Annotated in this window: 19 protein-coding genes; 11 read left to right on the top strand and 8 right to left on the bottom strand. The window is 43.0% G+C overall.

Translation table 11 applies throughout. From position 1 onward, the window contains the following. Positions 1-213: 213 nt before the first annotated feature. Entirely contained in the window at positions 214-1524 is a 1311-nt protein-coding gene (locus NSS77_RS02450; RefSeq protein ID WP_342470236.1) for a nucleotide sugar dehydrogenase, read from the top strand. Between the two features lie 179 nt (positions 1525-1703). On the opposite strand, the gene NSS77_RS02445 is transcribed toward NSS77_RS02450, so the two are convergent. The 4 genes from NSS77_RS02445 to NSS77_RS02430 all read right to left on the bottom strand — a co-directional run bounded on the left by NSS77_RS02445 (position 1704) and on the right by NSS77_RS02430 (position 3854). Then, positions 1704-2006: a hypothetical protein gene (locus NSS77_RS02445; RefSeq protein WP_342470235.1), complete on the bottom strand. Its 303-nt coding sequence runs from the start codon at positions 2004-2006 to the stop codon at positions 1704-1706. Positions 2007-2782: 776 nt separating this feature from the next. Continuing rightward, complete coding sequence (locus NSS77_RS02440) at positions 2783-2995, bottom strand: helix-turn-helix transcriptional regulator (protein WP_342470234.1); 213 nt, start codon at positions 2993-2995, stop codon at positions 2783-2785. 11 nt (positions 2996-3006) lie between these two features. Beyond that, positions 3007-3387, bottom strand: a complete 381-nt coding sequence (locus NSS77_RS02435) for a DUF2975 domain-containing protein (RefSeq protein WP_342470233.1) — start codon at positions 3385-3387, stop codon at positions 3007-3009. Between the two features lie 272 nt (positions 3388-3659). Then, positions 3660-3854 carry a DUF4177 domain-containing protein gene (locus tag NSS77_RS02430; protein WP_342470232.1) on the bottom strand — a complete coding sequence of 65 codons (195 nt, stop codon included), beginning with the start codon at positions 3852-3854 and terminating at the stop codon, positions 3660-3662. 233 nt (positions 3855-4087) lie between these two features. Here NSS77_RS02430 and NSS77_RS02425 point away from each other — a divergent pair, with 233 nt between their 5' ends. Next, positions 4088-4252 (top strand): hypothetical protein, encoded by a 165-nt coding sequence (locus tag NSS77_RS02425; protein WP_342470231.1) that lies wholly within the window; start codon positions 4088-4090, stop codon positions 4250-4252. Positions 4253-4446: 194 nt separating this feature from the next. On the opposite strand, the gene NSS77_RS02420 is transcribed toward NSS77_RS02425, so the two are convergent. Next, positions 4447-6024, bottom strand: coding sequence for a zinc ribbon domain-containing protein (locus NSS77_RS02420; RefSeq protein ID WP_342470230.1), 1578 nt, complete (start codon positions 6022-6024; stop codon positions 4447-4449). On the opposite strand from NSS77_RS02420, the gene NSS77_RS02415 reads away from it, so the two are divergent. From NSS77_RS02415 to NSS77_RS02405, 3 genes are all read left to right on the top strand, one after another. After that, positions 6009-6368 (top strand): hypothetical protein, encoded by a 360-nt coding sequence (locus NSS77_RS02415; RefSeq protein ID WP_342470229.1) that lies wholly within the window; start codon positions 6009-6011, stop codon positions 6366-6368. The two genes, NSS77_RS02420 and NSS77_RS02415, sit on opposite strands and share 16 nt — an antisense overlap. Before the next feature lie 265 nt (positions 6369-6633). Next, entirely contained in the window at positions 6634-7170 is a 537-nt protein-coding gene (locus tag NSS77_RS02410) for a YHYH domain-containing protein (RefSeq protein WP_342471177.1), read from the top strand. Further along, positions 7167-7781 (top strand): hypothetical protein, encoded by a 615-nt coding sequence (locus NSS77_RS02405; protein ID WP_342470228.1) that lies wholly within the window; start codon positions 7167-7169, stop codon positions 7779-7781. Before NSS77_RS02410 ends, NSS77_RS02405 begins: the two co-directional genes overlap by 4 nt. Before the next feature lie 131 nt (positions 7782-7912). Here NSS77_RS02405 and NSS77_RS02400 read toward each other — a convergent pair whose 3' ends face one another. Next, positions 7913-8401, bottom strand: coding sequence for a sigma-70 family RNA polymerase sigma factor (locus NSS77_RS02400; protein ID WP_342470227.1), 489 nt, complete (start codon positions 8399-8401; stop codon positions 7913-7915). Between the two features lie 304 nt (positions 8402-8705). Between NSS77_RS02400 and NSS77_RS02395 the strand changes: the two genes are divergently transcribed. The 6 genes from NSS77_RS02395 (at position 8706) to NSS77_RS02370 (ending at position 15867) form a co-directional block, all read left to right on the top strand. After that, positions 8706-9200, top strand: a complete 495-nt coding sequence (locus NSS77_RS02395; protein ID WP_342470226.1) for a competence protein ComK — start codon at positions 8706-8708, stop codon at positions 9198-9200. Between the two features lie 271 nt (positions 9201-9471). Then, positions 9472-11178: a phospho-sugar mutase gene (locus tag NSS77_RS02390; protein WP_342470225.1), complete on the top strand. Its 1707-nt coding sequence runs from the start codon at positions 9472-9474 to the stop codon at positions 11176-11178. Between the two features lie 217 nt (positions 11179-11395). Continuing rightward, positions 11396-11884: a hypothetical protein gene (locus tag NSS77_RS02385; RefSeq protein ID WP_342470224.1), complete on the top strand. Its 489-nt coding sequence runs from the start codon at positions 11396-11398 to the stop codon at positions 11882-11884. A gap of 159 nt (positions 11885-12043) precedes the next feature. Next, positions 12044-12829, top strand: a complete 786-nt coding sequence (locus NSS77_RS02380) for an S-layer homology domain-containing protein (protein WP_342470223.1) — start codon at positions 12044-12046, stop codon at positions 12827-12829. Positions 12830-13067: 238 nt separating this feature from the next. Next, entirely contained in the window at positions 13068-14288 is a 1221-nt protein-coding gene (locus tag NSS77_RS02375) for an IS110 family transposase (RefSeq protein ID WP_342468463.1), read from the top strand. 226 nt (positions 14289-14514) lie between these two features. Further along, on the top strand, positions 14515-15867 hold the full coding sequence (locus tag NSS77_RS02370; RefSeq protein ID WP_342470222.1) for a hypothetical protein: 1353 nt from the start codon (positions 14515-14517) through the stop codon (positions 15865-15867). A 24-nt stretch (positions 15868-15891) separates the two neighbouring features. On the opposite strand, the gene NSS77_RS02365 is transcribed toward NSS77_RS02370, so the two are convergent. Together NSS77_RS02365 and NSS77_RS02360 are read right to left on the bottom strand one after the other, a co-directional pair. Beyond that, positions 15892-16071 (bottom strand): hypothetical protein, encoded by a 180-nt coding sequence (locus tag NSS77_RS02365; RefSeq protein WP_342470221.1) that lies wholly within the window; start codon positions 16069-16071, stop codon positions 15892-15894. Position 16072: 1 nt separating this feature from the next. Then, positions 16073-16570 (bottom strand): DUF6241 domain-containing protein, encoded by a 498-nt coding sequence (locus NSS77_RS02360; protein ID WP_342470220.1) that lies wholly within the window; start codon positions 16568-16570, stop codon positions 16073-16075. Between the last annotated feature and the right edge of the window lie 180 nt (positions 16571-16750).

Genomic DNA, 16750 nt, shown 5'->3' with positions numbered 1-16750 from the left:
TTCCTCATCCTGAAATCCCCACACCTTTCCCAAAAACGTACATATGCTACAACTGTCAGCAATGTATTCAAACCCCAATCTCCAACCATATCCATCCAACCATGCTGTAACAAAGCCGGCACCTGTAATAGTTCGTCTGTTCACCACCAGTCGGACTGCGGACCTCTCCCGGAATCATGCATAAATTTGGAACTGGAAAGGTGATCTGTTTTCATGCTGTTTGAACAATTGAAAAGGAAAGAAGCGAAAATTTCCGTCATTGGATTGGGCTATGTCGGCCTGCCGTTAGTCATTGAACTGGCGAAAGTCTATGATGTGATCGGGTTTGATATAAACCAGTCAAAAATCCAAAAATATTTGGATGGGATTGATGTGACAGGGGAAGTCGGAAACGAAGCGGTGAAACAAACGGCCATCCGCTTCACTTCCGATGAAAAGGACCTGAAAGCGTGCAAGTTCCATATCGTGGCCGTCCCCACGCCCATCCATTCCGATAAAACGCCGGATTTGAATCCCATTATCCGTGCCAGTGAAACGGTGGGCAGGAATTTGGCAAAGGGATCGATTGTCGTTTATGAATCCACTGTTTACCCGGGCACAACCGAGGAGATTTGCGTGCCCATCCTCGAAAAGGTGTCGGGATTGGCATATGGAAAAGATTTCAAAGTGGGCTACTCGCCGGAGCGCATCAATCCCGGGGATAAAATCCATACGTTGACCAACATCACCAAGGTGGTTTCCGGTTCCGACCCGGCGGCGCTCCAGGAAATTTCGGCGGTCTATCGTTCCATCATCCATGCGGGGGTCTTTGAAGCGGAGTCGATCAAAGTGGCCGAAGCGGCGAAAGTGGTCGAGAACTCTCAAAGGGATATCAATATCGCATTCATGAATGAACTGGCCATGGTGTTCGATCGGATGGGCATTGACACGAAGGCGGTGCTTGAAGCGGCAGGGACGAAATGGAACTTCCTCAAGTTTACCCCCGGTTTGGTGGGCGGGCATTGCATCGGGGTGGATCCTTATTATTTCATCTATAAAGCGCAACAATTGGGCTATCATTCTCAAATCATATTGGCCGGGCGAAAAATCAATGACGACATGGGCAAGTTTGTCGGCACCAGCGTCATTAAACAATTGATCAAAGCGGAACAGGAAATCATCGGCGCCCGTGTTGCGGTGCTGGGATTCACTTTCAAAGAAAATGTGCCGGATGTCCGCAACACAAAAGTGATTGATGTGATCCGCGAATTGGAGGAATATGGCATCCAACCGATTGTGTACGACCCGCTGGCAGAGTCTGGGGAGGTGTATGAGGAATATCAGATCCGTCTGGCCGGTTTGGATGAGGTGAAAGAGCTGGATGTCATCGTGTTTGCCGTCCCCCACAATGAGTTGTTGGAAACGTTCCCCCTTGAAGTGCTGGAACAACTGTACAGAAGCGGCAAAAAAGTGCTGGTGGATGTCAAAAGCGTGTTTGATCGGAAGGCGTGCGAAGAGAGAGGGTTCTTGTATTGGAGTTTGTGAGGGTGTCGGCAAGGGGATTCGGTGAAGATGGGGTTCTGTTGGGATGGCGCAGGTATTTTTGAAAGGGAATTGGTTAAGACGCGCTGCCCGTATGGGAGTTGATGGTGGCATTGGGATTGCCAAAGAGAAGGTTGTCGTTGTTCATTGCGCAAAAATCCGCCTCAGTCATGGGGCGGGTTTTATTGTTGGGAGGAAACCCCTTGCATAGATCGGATGCAAAGGTTCAGCATCCCATTGTGTGAAGTTGCAGACATGAGGGCATTAGTGGCAAGTTTCATTTGGGGAAAGGGCGTGGAGTTGGGAAAGTTCCATGCGCTTAAATAAAGTCCGGGAGTTTTTGAATTTGTTGCAAGTATTGATACATTTGGATCGATATGGACATGAATTGGGGTTGGTGAAGGGGTTGTCAAATGTAATTTTTCGGTACTTTTTCCACTTTCATCAAAGTATATATTAATATCATAGGTTCTGCGATAACTCAAGATAATCACTCCTCTTGGAATGTCTCTTGCCAATAAATTAGTTTTCATGTATAATTGTAATACAAAGTTACATACTACTTTATGATATTTTATTGAACTGCACATGCAGTTTTCCGAATATCATATGAAAGGCACTATTGGCTAGCATATGCAGCTTGTAGTGCCTTTATTATTTCTTATTAATATAATTATATATACTGGAGCTAAGTAATACAATCTGTTGAAAAAATAATAAGGTAATAAATAGTGTTTCTGTTTCTATTTTTTGAACTAAAAAGATATTGGAATAGGTTAAATCATGTAGAAGGCCAAAAAAACCTACCCATTTGGCAAACCGATGCTATTCGGTTGTGTTTGAGATTTTGGTGGGAATTGATTATTTTAATTATTTTTTGGCCGGACCGGACTTATGGGAATGGATTAAGTACGTATTGATTTATATTGCTTATGTTGTCATCGTTCCTTTTTTGATGATGCTTTTTATTACGTTTTTTGTGAGAACTTTAGCGGAAAGGAAGCGGATGCGCAATGAAAAACCCTTTGAGTGCTAAGGGTTTTTTATTTTGTTTTTTGGGGAGATTCGCGCGGACGGAAATTATCTTAGGGGAAGATGGGGAAGTCTTGGGCAGATAGAGAATCAACATGGGCATACAAAGTTATCCACTCGGCGGATAGATTATACACTTATGGATAGCATCCTAAATCCCATATATCCCAACTTAAGCAAATAAAAAACACCAGGCACCCCGCAAGTACCTGGCGCTCCGAAAGCCACTTTACTCCTCATCTTCCACATATTCCAATATGTCGCCGGGCTGGCAGTTCAGGGCTTTGCAGATGGCGTTTAATGTGGAGAATCGGATGGCCTTGGCTTTGCCGGTTTTTAAATTGGATAAATTCACAATAGAGATATCGACTTTTTCAGCCAGCTCGCTTAACTGCATTTTCCGGTCGGCGAGCATCCGGTCTAATCGAACAATGATTGCCATTTTCTCACTTCCTATACTGTCGCATCATATTCTTCTTGTAAAAATGTACCATATCTAAAAATATAGCCAATCGTCCAAATCACCAATCCGCACAACAACATACTCCAATGGATGCCGAAAAATTCGAAGGACACCGACTCCACCCATTCAACCTCTTGAAGCAAATCGGCCAGTTGGACCATTTCATTCATGGAATAAAGGAAATAGGCGGCGATGCCTTTTATCGTCACGCTTAAAAAGAGGATGCAATAAGCGATCCATTCGATCCTTCTGCTGTTTTTCAAGGTGAAAATCCCGCCATTGATAATTGATTGAATGAATCGTTTGACGAGCAATAGAATGGCAAAAATGACACACCCATATAGGAAAGCCAGCAAGACGGAAATGACCATCAAGGTTTTATCCTAATGAAAGGTGGTTTCTTCCATGAAGATTTTTAAGCCGTTGAATCCGATGGAAGCGCTGATGCTTCCTTGATTGATGAGATTTTGGATGAAGGATTCCGATGTGAACAAGGTTCCTCCCAAAAATAACAGAATTAAGAGGTTGCCAATGCCGGTCAGGATCAACAAGAGGCTGAATAGAACATCAAGACTTTAAGCAACGTTTGAAACTTTTTCGCTTTTAAAGATTTTTCCATGTTTTTCATCTCCCATGCTTCCCATTACACGTCTTTGGAAAAGATTATTTCAAAATAAGGGGTTCCACCGTAGACCGAAGTAGGCGGTGTGAAGATTTGGACCAATTCCCATCCTTCCTGTGCGTGATTTCGGATGATATCCCGGTAGTCTTCCTTTGCTTTTGAATAAAGCCCAGGCAATCCCTTTACTTCCACCCGCTCGAATTTGTACTCTTTCATTTCTCATTCCTCCTTTTCCGTTTTGTAGCCTTCGATCGAACTGTTGCGATTCATGGATGCCTCTATGGTTTAAATTATACAGAAAATTTTATGAATAACAATAAACTTTTTATAAATTTCATTAATTTTTTTAATGATAAACATTAAATGAAGAAGTGGGATGCAACCGCGGAGCAACTTTAGAATTTTTCGTACATTTGGTGTAGTTTCTACTTAGGCGGGGAGTGCGGGCGGTGTCCAAGCCGTTTCCTTTATCGGTGTATAAGCGGATGGTGAAGGGTGGGTTTTTGGAATTTCCGGAGTTTTTGAAACAACATGATTTCGTTTTTTCGGAAGAGAGTCCGTTTGGAGTGGGAGTGACAGGGGAATCGGAAAGGGGGAAGGACAGCGAGTTGTGAACATAGTCTTTTGGTGCGCTTTTTCTTTTAAAACAGGGTTTTTTTGATTAGCATTTTTCGTGTCTTGAATCCTTAAGGAACAAGAGATGGAAAAGATTACCCCATGAATAATACCAAACCCCTGGACCAAACAACTTTGGCATCCTCCAAAGCCCCCAACAAAAAAACCAGGCACCATTGTAAGCGCCTGGCTCCTAACTTCTTCTTTCCTTTTTGATGGTATTCGATTCGATGTCGGCGATTTTGAAGAGGCCGTCGTTGTTTTGCAAGGTATATTTCTTTTGCCGTTCGTAGTACCAATCGCCTTCATCTTCGGAATGATATTCAAAGGCTTCCCGGGTTTCAATCAATATGCTGTTGTCTGAAAGAATCGCCGCATGCAAAATCTCGTTTGACAGGAAGTTGTATTGATAGCCGGCCCTATTTTGGTGGCCTTCCACAAAATTCCGATACTCTTCTTCGGCCGGGCTGCCGGGGATGAAATAATCGGCCACGTAGTCAAAGTCTGCAAGGTTGACGGCCTTTTCATAGTCCCTGCGGAAAATTCCGATCCACGTTTCCGCATCCGTCGCGGGGGACTCATAAAACGCCCGGTTGGATTTTGCATCAGGAAAGGTGATGTGCGTTGCAGACTTTGTGAGATGAAGTATGTTGGATTTGATTTTTTCCCCGTTTTTATTGGTTGCCACTGCATAAATTTCCACCGATCCATCCAAAGGCACGGTGGCCAATTGGATTTCCTCAGCCGTTTTCTTCGTGTTTTTTCCATTTATATAAACAATCGCATCCGGAATGTCCGACGTCAATTCAACGGGTTGCAGTTTCAGATGGATGGGAAATTCATATTGTTCCCCCGATAAATACACTTCGACCTTGTCTTCTTTCACGAAATAATCGTCTTGATAGGCAATGGTGAATTCATAAGGGCCTGGGGCGAAATAGCCGACGTTGACCCGGTCCTTATCGATGGGGACGGGTTCTTTGTTTCCCACCGTGATGGTCGCGCCCAGTTCAGGATCGGTAGTGGACACTAACGCTTTGACCGGCCTTACCCGGAATTCATATTTTTTGTAAAAGAATAAAAAGGGTTGGTTGGAGATGGAAATGATGCGATTGCCCGATTCATCTTTGATTTCCGCTCTGCCAAGTTTTTTCGCCTCTTTCGCAGCGTGTTGCAACTCTTCCAATATCCATGGATTATCATGAAGATACGTATAAAAACTTTTTGGATTGACATAGGTCTTTTCCGTGTACGTGAATGCGGCGGCCAGTCGGTCAGGTTTATTTTTCTCCACATATTTGGCGATGTGGGTGGCTTGGGTTTGCGGGTTTAATGCATGTTGAATGTACAAGTGCGCTCCCGTGAGTAACAGGATCGTCAGCAGTATGGAGATGAGCGCGATATTTTTGTCTTTGCAGAGAAGGTTGCTTTGTTTCAAAGATTGGATGGCGGGAAGGACTTGGGTTTGGATGAATGTAACGGTTTTGGAAAACAGGTTGGTTTGACTTGATGTTGTGGATCTGGAATGAAATTGGCTCCGTTTCCGGATCGGTTCTTCCTGAGCTTGAGCGCCGCAATCGTTGTTGTTGTTCTGAAGTTGGGCGATTGCTTGCCTGTATAGGGAGCGGGTTTGGTTGGACGTTCGGATTGAGTTGGCGGATTTGGCGGATGATACAGGCGCCGGATCCCGCTCAGGAAATTCCGTGCCGCAACGGATACAGAACGTTTCATTGCCGTTGATGACTCTTTGACAATTTGGACATTTCTTCATGTCATGGTGAACCTCCATTCTGGCAGGAGTGCCTGGGCATTGCGGGGTGCCAGGGGAGCGCCGGTGTTTATAAACTCCTGGCTAGTGCTTTCGGTGTCAGGCTTCAAAGAAGTGCCGGCTTTTGGTGCCAGGGGAGCGCCGGTGCTTCTGAAGCCGGTCCCGCAGGCAAGGCACCCCAACAAAAAGAGCCTCCCGTTCAGCATCAATTCCCACCAAAATTACATTATGAAAGTGTTTATGGATTTATTAGTAAATCAAATGGAAATTATTTGGATGAAATTTTTGTGAAGAAGTTGGTGATGAGGTATATGGAATGGGAAAAAGCAGTAATCAATGAAGAATAAAAGAGATGATTATCCCAGCAATCGTCGCCTTCCTTTTCACTATAAAGATGAGGCAATGAGTATTTGATTCATATTCTAATAAAAGGATAATTCAAACATAGATGGATTCCCTTTTTTATTATTGTCAAATAAGTACAAAATCCATAAAACTATATAGTACTTACACCATCTAGTGAAAATGGATAATAAAAGATATAATGTTATTGTAAAATAATAAAATTCAAATCCTACAATCAATCTTTGGGGTGATTAGGTTTTGAAAAATCTGTGGTGTATTGTACTAGTCATTAGTTTTTTTATTTTTTCGATAAACAATGTAAACGCCCATCCAGGTCGTACAGATAGTTCAGGTGGACACACATGTCGAACAAACTGTGAAAAATGGGGGTTACAGTACGGAGAGTACCATTACCATAATGGTGGCAGTAGTTCATCAAGCAGTTCATCGGGCAGTTCGTCCAGCAGTTCATATAACGATTATAAAAGTCAGGAATATAGATCGAACGAATACAATAATGGTTACTCTTCAGGTTACTCCCAAGGGGAAATGACATATAAAGCAGGAAAGACAATAAATGATTATGACTATTCTGGCTCAGAGTATTATGAAAAAGGGTACAGAGATGGTTTTAATGCAGGGTATAATGTAGCCAAACAAAAAGAATATTACTATAAACTTGGACAAGATAAAGGTTATAACATGTTGGAGTTAAACACATTGCTAAAAAGCATTCCAAAAGACTACCAAGAATCTTTCACAAATGGATACAATGTGGGATTGGAGCAAAAAAAGAAGAATTGAAAAAACAGGCGAAAAAACAAGGGTATGAAGATGGAACAAAACTTGTTGAAAAGAAGCCTCCATACGATGACCCTGGTTTAATCGAAATCTATAATACCCAATATAAAAAAGGGTATGAGGAAGCAAAAGAAAAAATTCAGCACGAAGCTTATGAAACGGCATATAAATTGCTTCCTATGAAATCGTTGGAAAGCGAAAATGAAAATTATAAAAGTATTTATACGAAAAGTTATGAATTGGGATATCAAGATAAATTGGCTTCAATTGAAAAAGAGGGCTATCAATCTGCTTATAAACATGATCAATTGATGGTCCCAAAAAAATATAAAAATATAAAAGTTGCAGCAGAACGGTATAAAAAAGGATTTAAGAAAAATAAAAAGGCTAAAAAAATAAAAGAAGAAGCCTATGATGATGGATTTTGGTTCATTGTAAGCAATAAAAAGAACAAATTGAATGAGTATGACTATGCAAAAACAATTTATGAATTATATTATGATAAAGGAAAAAAAGCAGCGTTAGAATTATATGGGAATATCGCCTTTGTCGGTTCTCCTATAGCTGCGATCGCCGCTGGTGCGATTTACTCTCGAAAAAGAAAACTGAAGTAGGGCCGGGCATTTGGATAGTTCTCGGCCCTTCATATTATCAAACACCCAAGGAGCCGGCATCCGAAACATCCCCGTTGCACCCGTCTTTGGCATCCGCAACACATCAGCCCGGGCGCCGATTCCTTCCCATCTCACACCAGCTTTTCCCGCAACCGCTTCATAAGCCGGTCCCTCCGTTTTCTGATGGCATGGGCGGTCACACCGTATTTTTTCTCCAATTCTTCAAATTTATATCGGTAATAATAGATATCCATCAGCAGTTCCATTTCCTCCTTCGTCACCAAAGCAGCCAGTTCCAAGAACAGGTCCGGACAGCCGGATTCGCCGCTTTTCCTTTGCTTTTGATGGGCCAAAAAGGTGAGCGTGTCCTTTTCGTAGCTGGCATAGTGTGCCGCATATTGATTTTCCTTGCTCATTTCCCGGTAAATCGTGGTGAGCATCGTGCGGTAGGCAAATGGCGCAAAAGGTCCGTATGTCGGGTCATATTTTCTCCAGGCTTCCCATAAGGCAACCGTTGCACAATGGCGGTAATGCTCATGGTTTTTGTAGATTTTCGCTTTTTTCATCACGCTGTAAATCATGGGCGTATATTGTTCGAGCACTTGATCAAAGGTTTCCATTCCACTTCTCCTGCGTGATCAGCACTGATCCAATATTCCCGGGTGCTTTTATCGTAAGAGAAGCGGCCCATTTTTTCGAATCGGCTATTCCGGGGATTCTCCAATGGTATCCTGGGGATTGCTCCCAACTATTCTTTTCAAATTATAGAAAATTTACAAAATTCTATATTTTATATTGTATTTTTTTGTTTATAATGTATAATTTTACTTAAATATAGGAAAAACGTTTCATGACCTTTATCATCCTTTTGGGCAGTCCTATATTTTCAAAATTGGTGAGGCAACTGACTATAGGGGGGATTGAATGAACAGGAACGGAATCAGTGAAATTGATGTCATGAAGAATTTCAATGTTTTCGCGATTGCTCCTTTCTATAATGAAGTGCATTCATCTCAAATTTTGACCTACGATTATGGGAATTTTGCTTCGGTGAAGAACGTGTATCAACTGTTGGATGACATTTGCATTTATTTCGGATCCGATTTGAACGGCCGGCTGAAATCGGCCCGGAGAATCTTGAGGATCCGGAAAAATCCGCCGCTTGTCATTTCAGAAAAACGGGAAATTGTTGCAATGCAATTGCCGTGTGCGGGTTTCCGCGAACCATTATGGGCGATTGATATGGGCTTTGATGTGAAGCCGGTCGATAAGAACCACTGTTATGTCATTTTTCGGAATCATGAACGGTTCCTCATCAGGTTATCCGCGGAAAAAGTGTGGGAAAGAAGAAGACTCGCCTTGGCGCTTTTGTATGAAACGAAGTACGTCACCGGCAAGCCGAGCTTTATCAGTTTATAGAGGGTTGGATACATATTTTTGTTCGGATACATACATTATTTTTTTATGGCTGCAACTCCGGGTTGTCGATATTGTCACAACATCCGCCAATAACTTCATAAAAAAGGCGGATATGTTCATAATAACTGTTATTATCTCCCATTCATATATTTTTTGCTTTGCTTGGTAACCAACCTCCCCTTCCAAAATGCCAATTCTGCCTGTCGGAATTGGCATTTTCATTTTTTCTATGCCATAATAGCCATGAAATCCCAATTAAGAAGGTGTTACGATGAACGTGACGGAGCTTTATCAAGAATGGCGACAGGCGGATCTGCCCGACGATTTGAAAGAGGAATTGTATCGGATTGAGGGGGATCCGGCGGCGATCGAGGACCGGTTTTATCAACATTTATCCTTTGGAACGGCCGGGATGCGCGGCGTTCTTGGGGCCGGCACGAACCGGATGAACCTTTTTACCATCCGTCGGGCTGCGGAAGGATTGGCTTGTTATATCGAATCAAAAGGGGAAGAAGCGAAAAAGCGAGGCGTGGTCATTGCCTATGACACACGGCATTTTTCCAAAGCGTTCGCGGTGGAGACGGCCCGGGTGTTGGGGGCGCATGGAGTTTCTACTTATGTATATAAGGAACCCCGTCCAACGCCGCAATTGTCTTTTACGGCCCGGGCGTTGAATGCCTTTGCCGGGGTGGTCATCACAGCGAGTCACAATCCGAAGCAGTACAATGGTTTCAAAGTGTATGGGGAAGATGGGGCGCAACTGGTTCCGTCGGCGGCAAAGGAAATTGTGCGCCATATGGAAAAAATCGAAAATCTCTTTGGCATTGAAGCGGCCGATGCGGAAGTGCTGGAAACACAAGGCTTGTTGCATTGGATTTTAGAAGAATTTGATGAAGCGTATTTGGAACGGTTAATGACATTGAAAGAAAGAAGCGACTTGGATTTCGGGCTTCGTATTGTATACACGCCATTGCACGGGACAGGCTACGTGCCGGTGACGAGAGGATTGCAGGCTTTTGGATTTGCGAATGTGCATGTGGTGGAAGCCCAGGCGAGTCCGGATGGTTCATTTCCGACAGTGGCTTATCCGAATCCGGAAGAGCCCGCCGCCTTTGAGTTGGCGATGGAGCTGGGGCAAATAACGGGAGCGGATTTGTTGCTTGCGACGGATCCGGATGCCGATCGCCTCGGGGTGGCCGTTTGGAACGGGGAGCAGTATGTGCTGTTGACGGGAAATCAACTTGGGGCGCTGTTGTTGCATTATTTGCTGGAGACGAAGAAGGAGCAGGGGACGTTGCCGGAAAATGGCGCGATGGTGAAAACGATTGTGACTTCCGAAATGGGTGCGGCGATTGCGCGGAAGTACGGTGTTGACACGATCAATACGTTGACCGGGTTCAAATATATTGCCGAAAAGATTGAAGAGTTCGAGAAAACCGGTGCGCATACGTTTCTGTTCGGCTATGAGGAAAGTTACGGATATTTGATTGAACCTTTTGCCCGGGATAAGGATGCGGTCCAGGTGGCGATCAAGGTGGCGGAAATGGCGGCCCACTATGCAACGAAAGGGAAAACGCTGCTTGATGTGCTCGAGGATCTGTATAAGGAGTTCGGTTATTACCGGGAGGCTTTGGTATCCAAAGTGTTTGAAGGAAAAGACGGACAAGTTGAGATGCGCGTCCTTTTGGATGGATTGCGTTCGCATTTGCCGAAGGAGATTGCCGGTGTGCGGGTTGTGAGGGTGGAAGATTATTTGAGCGGCACGGCCCTGTTGAAAGATGGCTCCACTGCGGCGTTGGCATTGCCTCAGGAAAATGTGCTGAAGTTTGTGTTGGCTGATGAATCATGGGTGACCATCCGCCCGTCCGGAACCGAGCCAAAATGCAAGTTTTATTTTGGCGTAGTGAAGGAAAGCAAGGAAGCGGCGGAGAAGCGGCTGCAAGAGTTGACTGGCTGGTTTCAACATTTCATAAGTTAAGAAAATCGATGCCTGGCGATAGAGATGCCAGGCATTTTCAAATTTGGAAAAGGAATTTATTTTCCAAAAGAATATTGACAAATTTTTATCGCGATTGACAATTTTTTATAAGAACTGTCCATTTTTTCTTATCAAATGTTGCTTTATGACTAAGACCGTCCTTGTTTCATCACGTTTCTTCCATTCCACTGAGCAAAATTATGATGTTTCCAGGGGAGTGTGTTCAGAGAATCCCCATCAATCCTGTCGAATAAGAACAGGAAAAGCCGGTTGCCGAAATATTGGGCCTATCAAATTTTTCGCAGATTCTTATGTGCATGCGATTGCATTGAAAAATGGCGTCATTGTCGGGGAATTAAAAGCCCATTTGGATGTGGATGAAAAAACGGTAAGTCATGATCCGTTCCCAATCGTTAAGGAAAGAGGAAGAGAAATAACTCCTCAATATGCTTATACAAAGAATGGCCAGCTTGTAGTGGAACAAACCGTTGGGGTCTATGAAAAAGCATCATTCGAGTTGATCCCAAGGGAAGGAACAACCATCTATCTGTTAGATGGAAAAAATGTGGATCTGAACAAAATTGATTACAGTTCCTTAAGAAAATATAATGGGGAAATTTTGGATTCCGGCTTCCATGCCATCATTGTGAAAGATAACGCGATTGTTGGAGAAATGATTATTGATATTGCAGTGGCAGTATCGTGAAGAAAATAGGCGTGGATATTGAGGTAATCACACAGGGCAACAGCCATAGGGAAAATCTTACAAGCCCATTGCTGTAAAAAAACATTCATTTATTTTTGAGGCAGGGTGCCTGGTACTGAAGTTGGTGCCAGGCACTTTACAATAAGGGGAGGATATTGAATGAGAAGAAAGAAACAAAAATCCTATTTCCATGCAGCCCTTGCGGCGACAGTGGCTGTGAGTGCAGCGATTGTGGCACCGACGGGATTTGCTGAAGCTGCGTCGTTTCCGGATGTGAAATCAACCGATTATTTCTATGAAGCTGTCACAAGTTTGACAGAACGGGGCATCATAAAAGGTTTTCCGGATGGCACCTTCAAACCGTATCAATCCGTCACGCGCGGGCAAGCGGCCAAAATATTGGCAGGGGTGTTGGGATTGGATACGAACAATGTGAAAAATCCGGGATTTACCGATGTTTCCACGTCCAATGAATATTACGGGGCCATTGCAGCACTGGCGAACGCCGGCATTATCAACGGTTATCCGGACGGCACCTTCAAACCGAATGCACCGATTCACCGGAATCATATGGCCAAAATTCTGGCCCTTGCCTTTGGACTGAAAGCTTCCCCAACGGCCACAACACCGTTTACGGATTTAAACCATCAAGAGTATGAAGGGTACATTAAAGCCTTATATGAAAACAAAATCACCACGGGCATGACACCGACGACTTTCGGTGGAACGTCCAATGTGACGCGCGGCCAGTTTGCCACTTTTGTATTCCGCGCTGAGAAAGTGACGAAGCCGACAACGGACACAACGGACACAACGGAAGTGACCTTTACGATTTCCGATATCAATGGGAACCATATCATTGCCGGAAGCCAACAATACAAAGTGGCGGGCGGCATTCAAGGCTTATTGGATGCCTCCAATAAACCCGCATTGCAAACATACTAACATTAGTAGTACAGACCTAGGCCAAGGTTTGTGCTACTATTTTTTTTATAGTAGAAGTGAAGGAAGGTCGAACAGCCCCTGGGACCAAATAGAGTCCGTATTAAAAACAGACCAACTTCACATCCTTATTTGAATCAGTTTAGTATGTTGGGTCCGAAGAGACCGTGTATAAGAAAATGGAATCGATAAGGCAATGTGAAGAACTTCTATGTTTGGCTAAAAAGGAGAGGCAGAAAATATGAAACACGTAGTGGCATTTGATGTCAGTATGGGGAAAAGTACAATGGTCATTTACGACCGTTATCGTCAATGCGAATATGAGGGTGAAATAACCCATAACCGTTACTCTTTCAAGAAATTAAACGAAACCCTTATATCTTTAACACAAAAAGATGGACAGGCACCTGATATTGTCTTTGAAGCAACAGGCGTATATTCAAAACCACTAGAACGATTCTTAGGTGATCAAGGTTATATGTATTATCGAGTTAACCCACTCGAAGCGAATATTCAAATGGCTTCAATGAGGAGACAAAAAACAGATAAAAGCGACGCTCATGAACTTGCGAAAACTCACTTTAGAGTTGAACGTGAACAAACTTATCAAGAAGAGGATTATTATAAACAAATGCGTGCAATGACGAGATATTATGATGAATTAAGTAGTGAAATGACGCATTTATATAGTCGTTTACATGCGATTCTACAATTGAGTTTTCCCGAGTTAGAAAAGCTATTCAGTAAACGTTCTGCTTTATTTTTGAATGTCGTTCAATTATACCCTCATCCGGATCATGTGTTAGTTTGTTCAAAAACAGTGATTCGTAATCGTTTAAAAGCCAACACAAGAAAAAACTTATCATTGGCACGTGCTGAAGAAAAAGGGATCGCTTTAATCGAAGCAGCAAAAGAAGCGTATCCAGCAATTTCAAAAGATGATATTCGCTGTGAACAAGTGCGGGATTATGCCAAACGGATTGCAGACTTGAAGGAGAAAAGAGATCAACTTGTCCAAAAGATGGTTAAATTATCGAAAGATAAACAAGAGTATCAGATTTTAATTTCATTTCCAGGAATCGGAGAAACGACTGCAGTTCGTTTAATTGGAGAACTAGGAGATATTCGACGATTCAAAAACCATAAACAACTGAATGCTTACGTCGGTATTGATATCATGAGATATCAATCTGGGAATACCTTTTATAAAGACAAGATTAATAAAAGAGGAAATAACAAACTTAGAAAGATTCTATTTTACATGATCCAGACCATGATCCAACTACGGAAAAATACACAAAATCATATTGTAGATTATTATGATAAATTAAAAACGCAACCCCAGAGGAAACCTCATAAAGTTGCGTCCATAGCATGCGTGAATAAGTTCTTGAAATCGGCTTATCACCTTATCACACATAATCTGAAATACGATTACGAAAAGGCAACAATGCATCAGTAATCGTAAGTAAGATTATATCACAAAGACCTGGCGAAAAAAATGGAAATCGTGAGGTCTATTTGTCATGCGAAAATTTATTTTGGAAGGAAGGGGTACCCCTTCCTTCCAAAATAAAATCTATGTTAACCAAATTATTTAATAAAAAACACTTGACTAGAGGTAAGAAGGGGCTGTCGTCAAAGCCGAAGTTCAAAATGGCGAAATTGTTTCGATTCGTTCACTTGAATTGAATAAATCCGGAAAATCAGGTGAACTTATCACATTAGACGGAAAAAATACAAATATTGCCGGCAATGTGACGATCAATGCGGACTATGTGGCTGTGAAAAACTTGAATGTGGAGGGCAAGCTGTTGTTAAGCAACAAAGTGGCATCCGTGTTTTCCGCAAGCCATGTAACCGTAAAGGATGAATTGTATGTTGCCGACAAACAGGATACACAAAACGCGCCGACTTTGACCATCCATTTAACGGATGTTTCCCCATCGAAACTGACATTGGAACGGAAAAGAAGCGTCATCACATCCGATAAGGCCATCTCCGAGCTTGTATTGACCGACGCTGTGTATTCGGTCGAAATCAATGGCATTGTGGAATTGCTGAGGGTCCATGATAACAAAGAGATAAGCGGGGAAGGCATCATTTTAAAAGCGGTGGTTTCAAAAGCGGCGGACCTTTCATTGAATTTCACAGGAAAAATCGGAGAATTAAGGATTGAACAGAAAGAAGCCAACGTGAAATTGGGATCCGACATGGAAATTAAAAAACTGGCCATTCCGGCGGGGGCAAGTTTGGAAAAGATCATCCGGAATTTTGCTGAAATCCGTTATTCAATCAAGATTGGAGAATTGATGGATTTACAAGGACAACCGGTTTCATTCCCGGCATATGAAATATTCCCTGTTGTGCGGAGGAATGGGGTGGAACAACCATTTACAGTGGTATCGAACAAAGACGGCCAGGTAGCGGAGTATAAAAATATATTTGCCTATCCAGGCGATCGAGTGCAGCTTACGCCAAGGGAAGGAACGAAAATTCATTATCAAGTGGAAAGTTATCCGAGACCAAATATAAGTTGTCCTCCTGAAGGATGTGAAAAGCACGTCCCTGATCCATTGACTTATCCGGTATATACAGGCCCAATTGAAATTAAGACGGATTCCACCTTAATAGCGGCAGTTGTAAAAGACGGAGTGATTATTGGTGAATTTACGGTAAATATATTTGTCGGCTGGGATGATGCAATTAGTTGGGGGCAATTCCCAATCCTCAAGGTCAATGGGAAAGAGAAAATTATCAATGTTTCCACCCAAAAGAAAAATGGTTATGAGGTAGGCGATTATGGGGACGTTTCCGCATTATCCAAAGCGGAAGTGGAGTTCATTCCTAGAGAGGGGACGGCCATTTATTATTGGCTGGGTCAATCTGAATATTACGATAACGACTATGATTATGCAAGCGCCAGAAAATATACAGGGCCAATTGAAGTAAGAAAAGCCACACATTTGAGTGGGATTGTCATGAGAGGTCACAAGGTGATTGGCGAATTTTCGGTGAATCTATGGATTTTTGATAGATAAATAGGTTTCGGAAGGTTTCAGACATCAATTTTGCGCGGATGGGGAGTCGTCTTGCGCGGATGGGGAGTCGTCTTGCTTGGATAGAGTGTCGACTTGCTCGGATAAAGAGTCGTCTTGCTCGGTTAGGATGCCAACTTGACCGAATCGAGTGCTGACTTGCTCCCCTCCTGAATAACCAAAAAAGGGTGCCCCGTTCTGAGGCACCTTATTTTTTCTTCTCCATTTTTTTGGATTGGGTTTCGATATATTCTTTTTCTTCTTCAGGCGAAAGCAGTCCGTAAGCTTTTCCGATATTGCCGCCTTGCCATTTCCAAATTTTATTATGAACTTTGACCGCATTGGAGAAATCGCCGTTTTTCCAGGCGGTCAATGCTTCGCGGTAAAACTTTTCATGTTGAAAATCGTTTTGATCCAATATCGCCAACATTCGGTCGATTTGTTCTTCCGTCATTGGTGTGTACCCCCACTTTGTATCGGCTTTCACTTTCTGATGGGTCATTTCGTGCATGATTTGCATGAACATCTCTTCGTCCATGACAAGATTCCCATCGTCCACGGGGGTCTGTACCGGCTGTTCCGTTTCAGCGTTCACCGTTTCCGTTTCTGGCGGTTCCGCTTCTTCTTTATTGGAAAGATAGACGGCGACTCCGATCCCCAACAGGGCAATGATGCACACGCCTACAGCCTTCAACACTTTCTTCATAAGAGATGGATTGATTTTCTCCCTTCAAAACATCTTATTTGGATAATAGGATAACAAATTTATAGATACTGTCAAATGAAGCGCATAGGCATTTTTGGGGCGAATTTGGCGGAAATTTTGTTTTTTGCATCAATGTGGACCGAATCTGCTTTTTTTGTGTTACCGGCATGATCGAATTTT

Origin of the sequence: Ureibacillus sp. FSL K6-3587 (assembly GCF_038593165.1) — a bacterium.
GTDB lineage: Bacteria > Bacillota > Bacilli > Bacillales_A > Planococcaceae > Ureibacillus > Ureibacillus suwonensis.
Note: the sequence above shows the minus strand (reverse complement) of the source record. Positions and strands in the feature narration are given on the sequence as shown.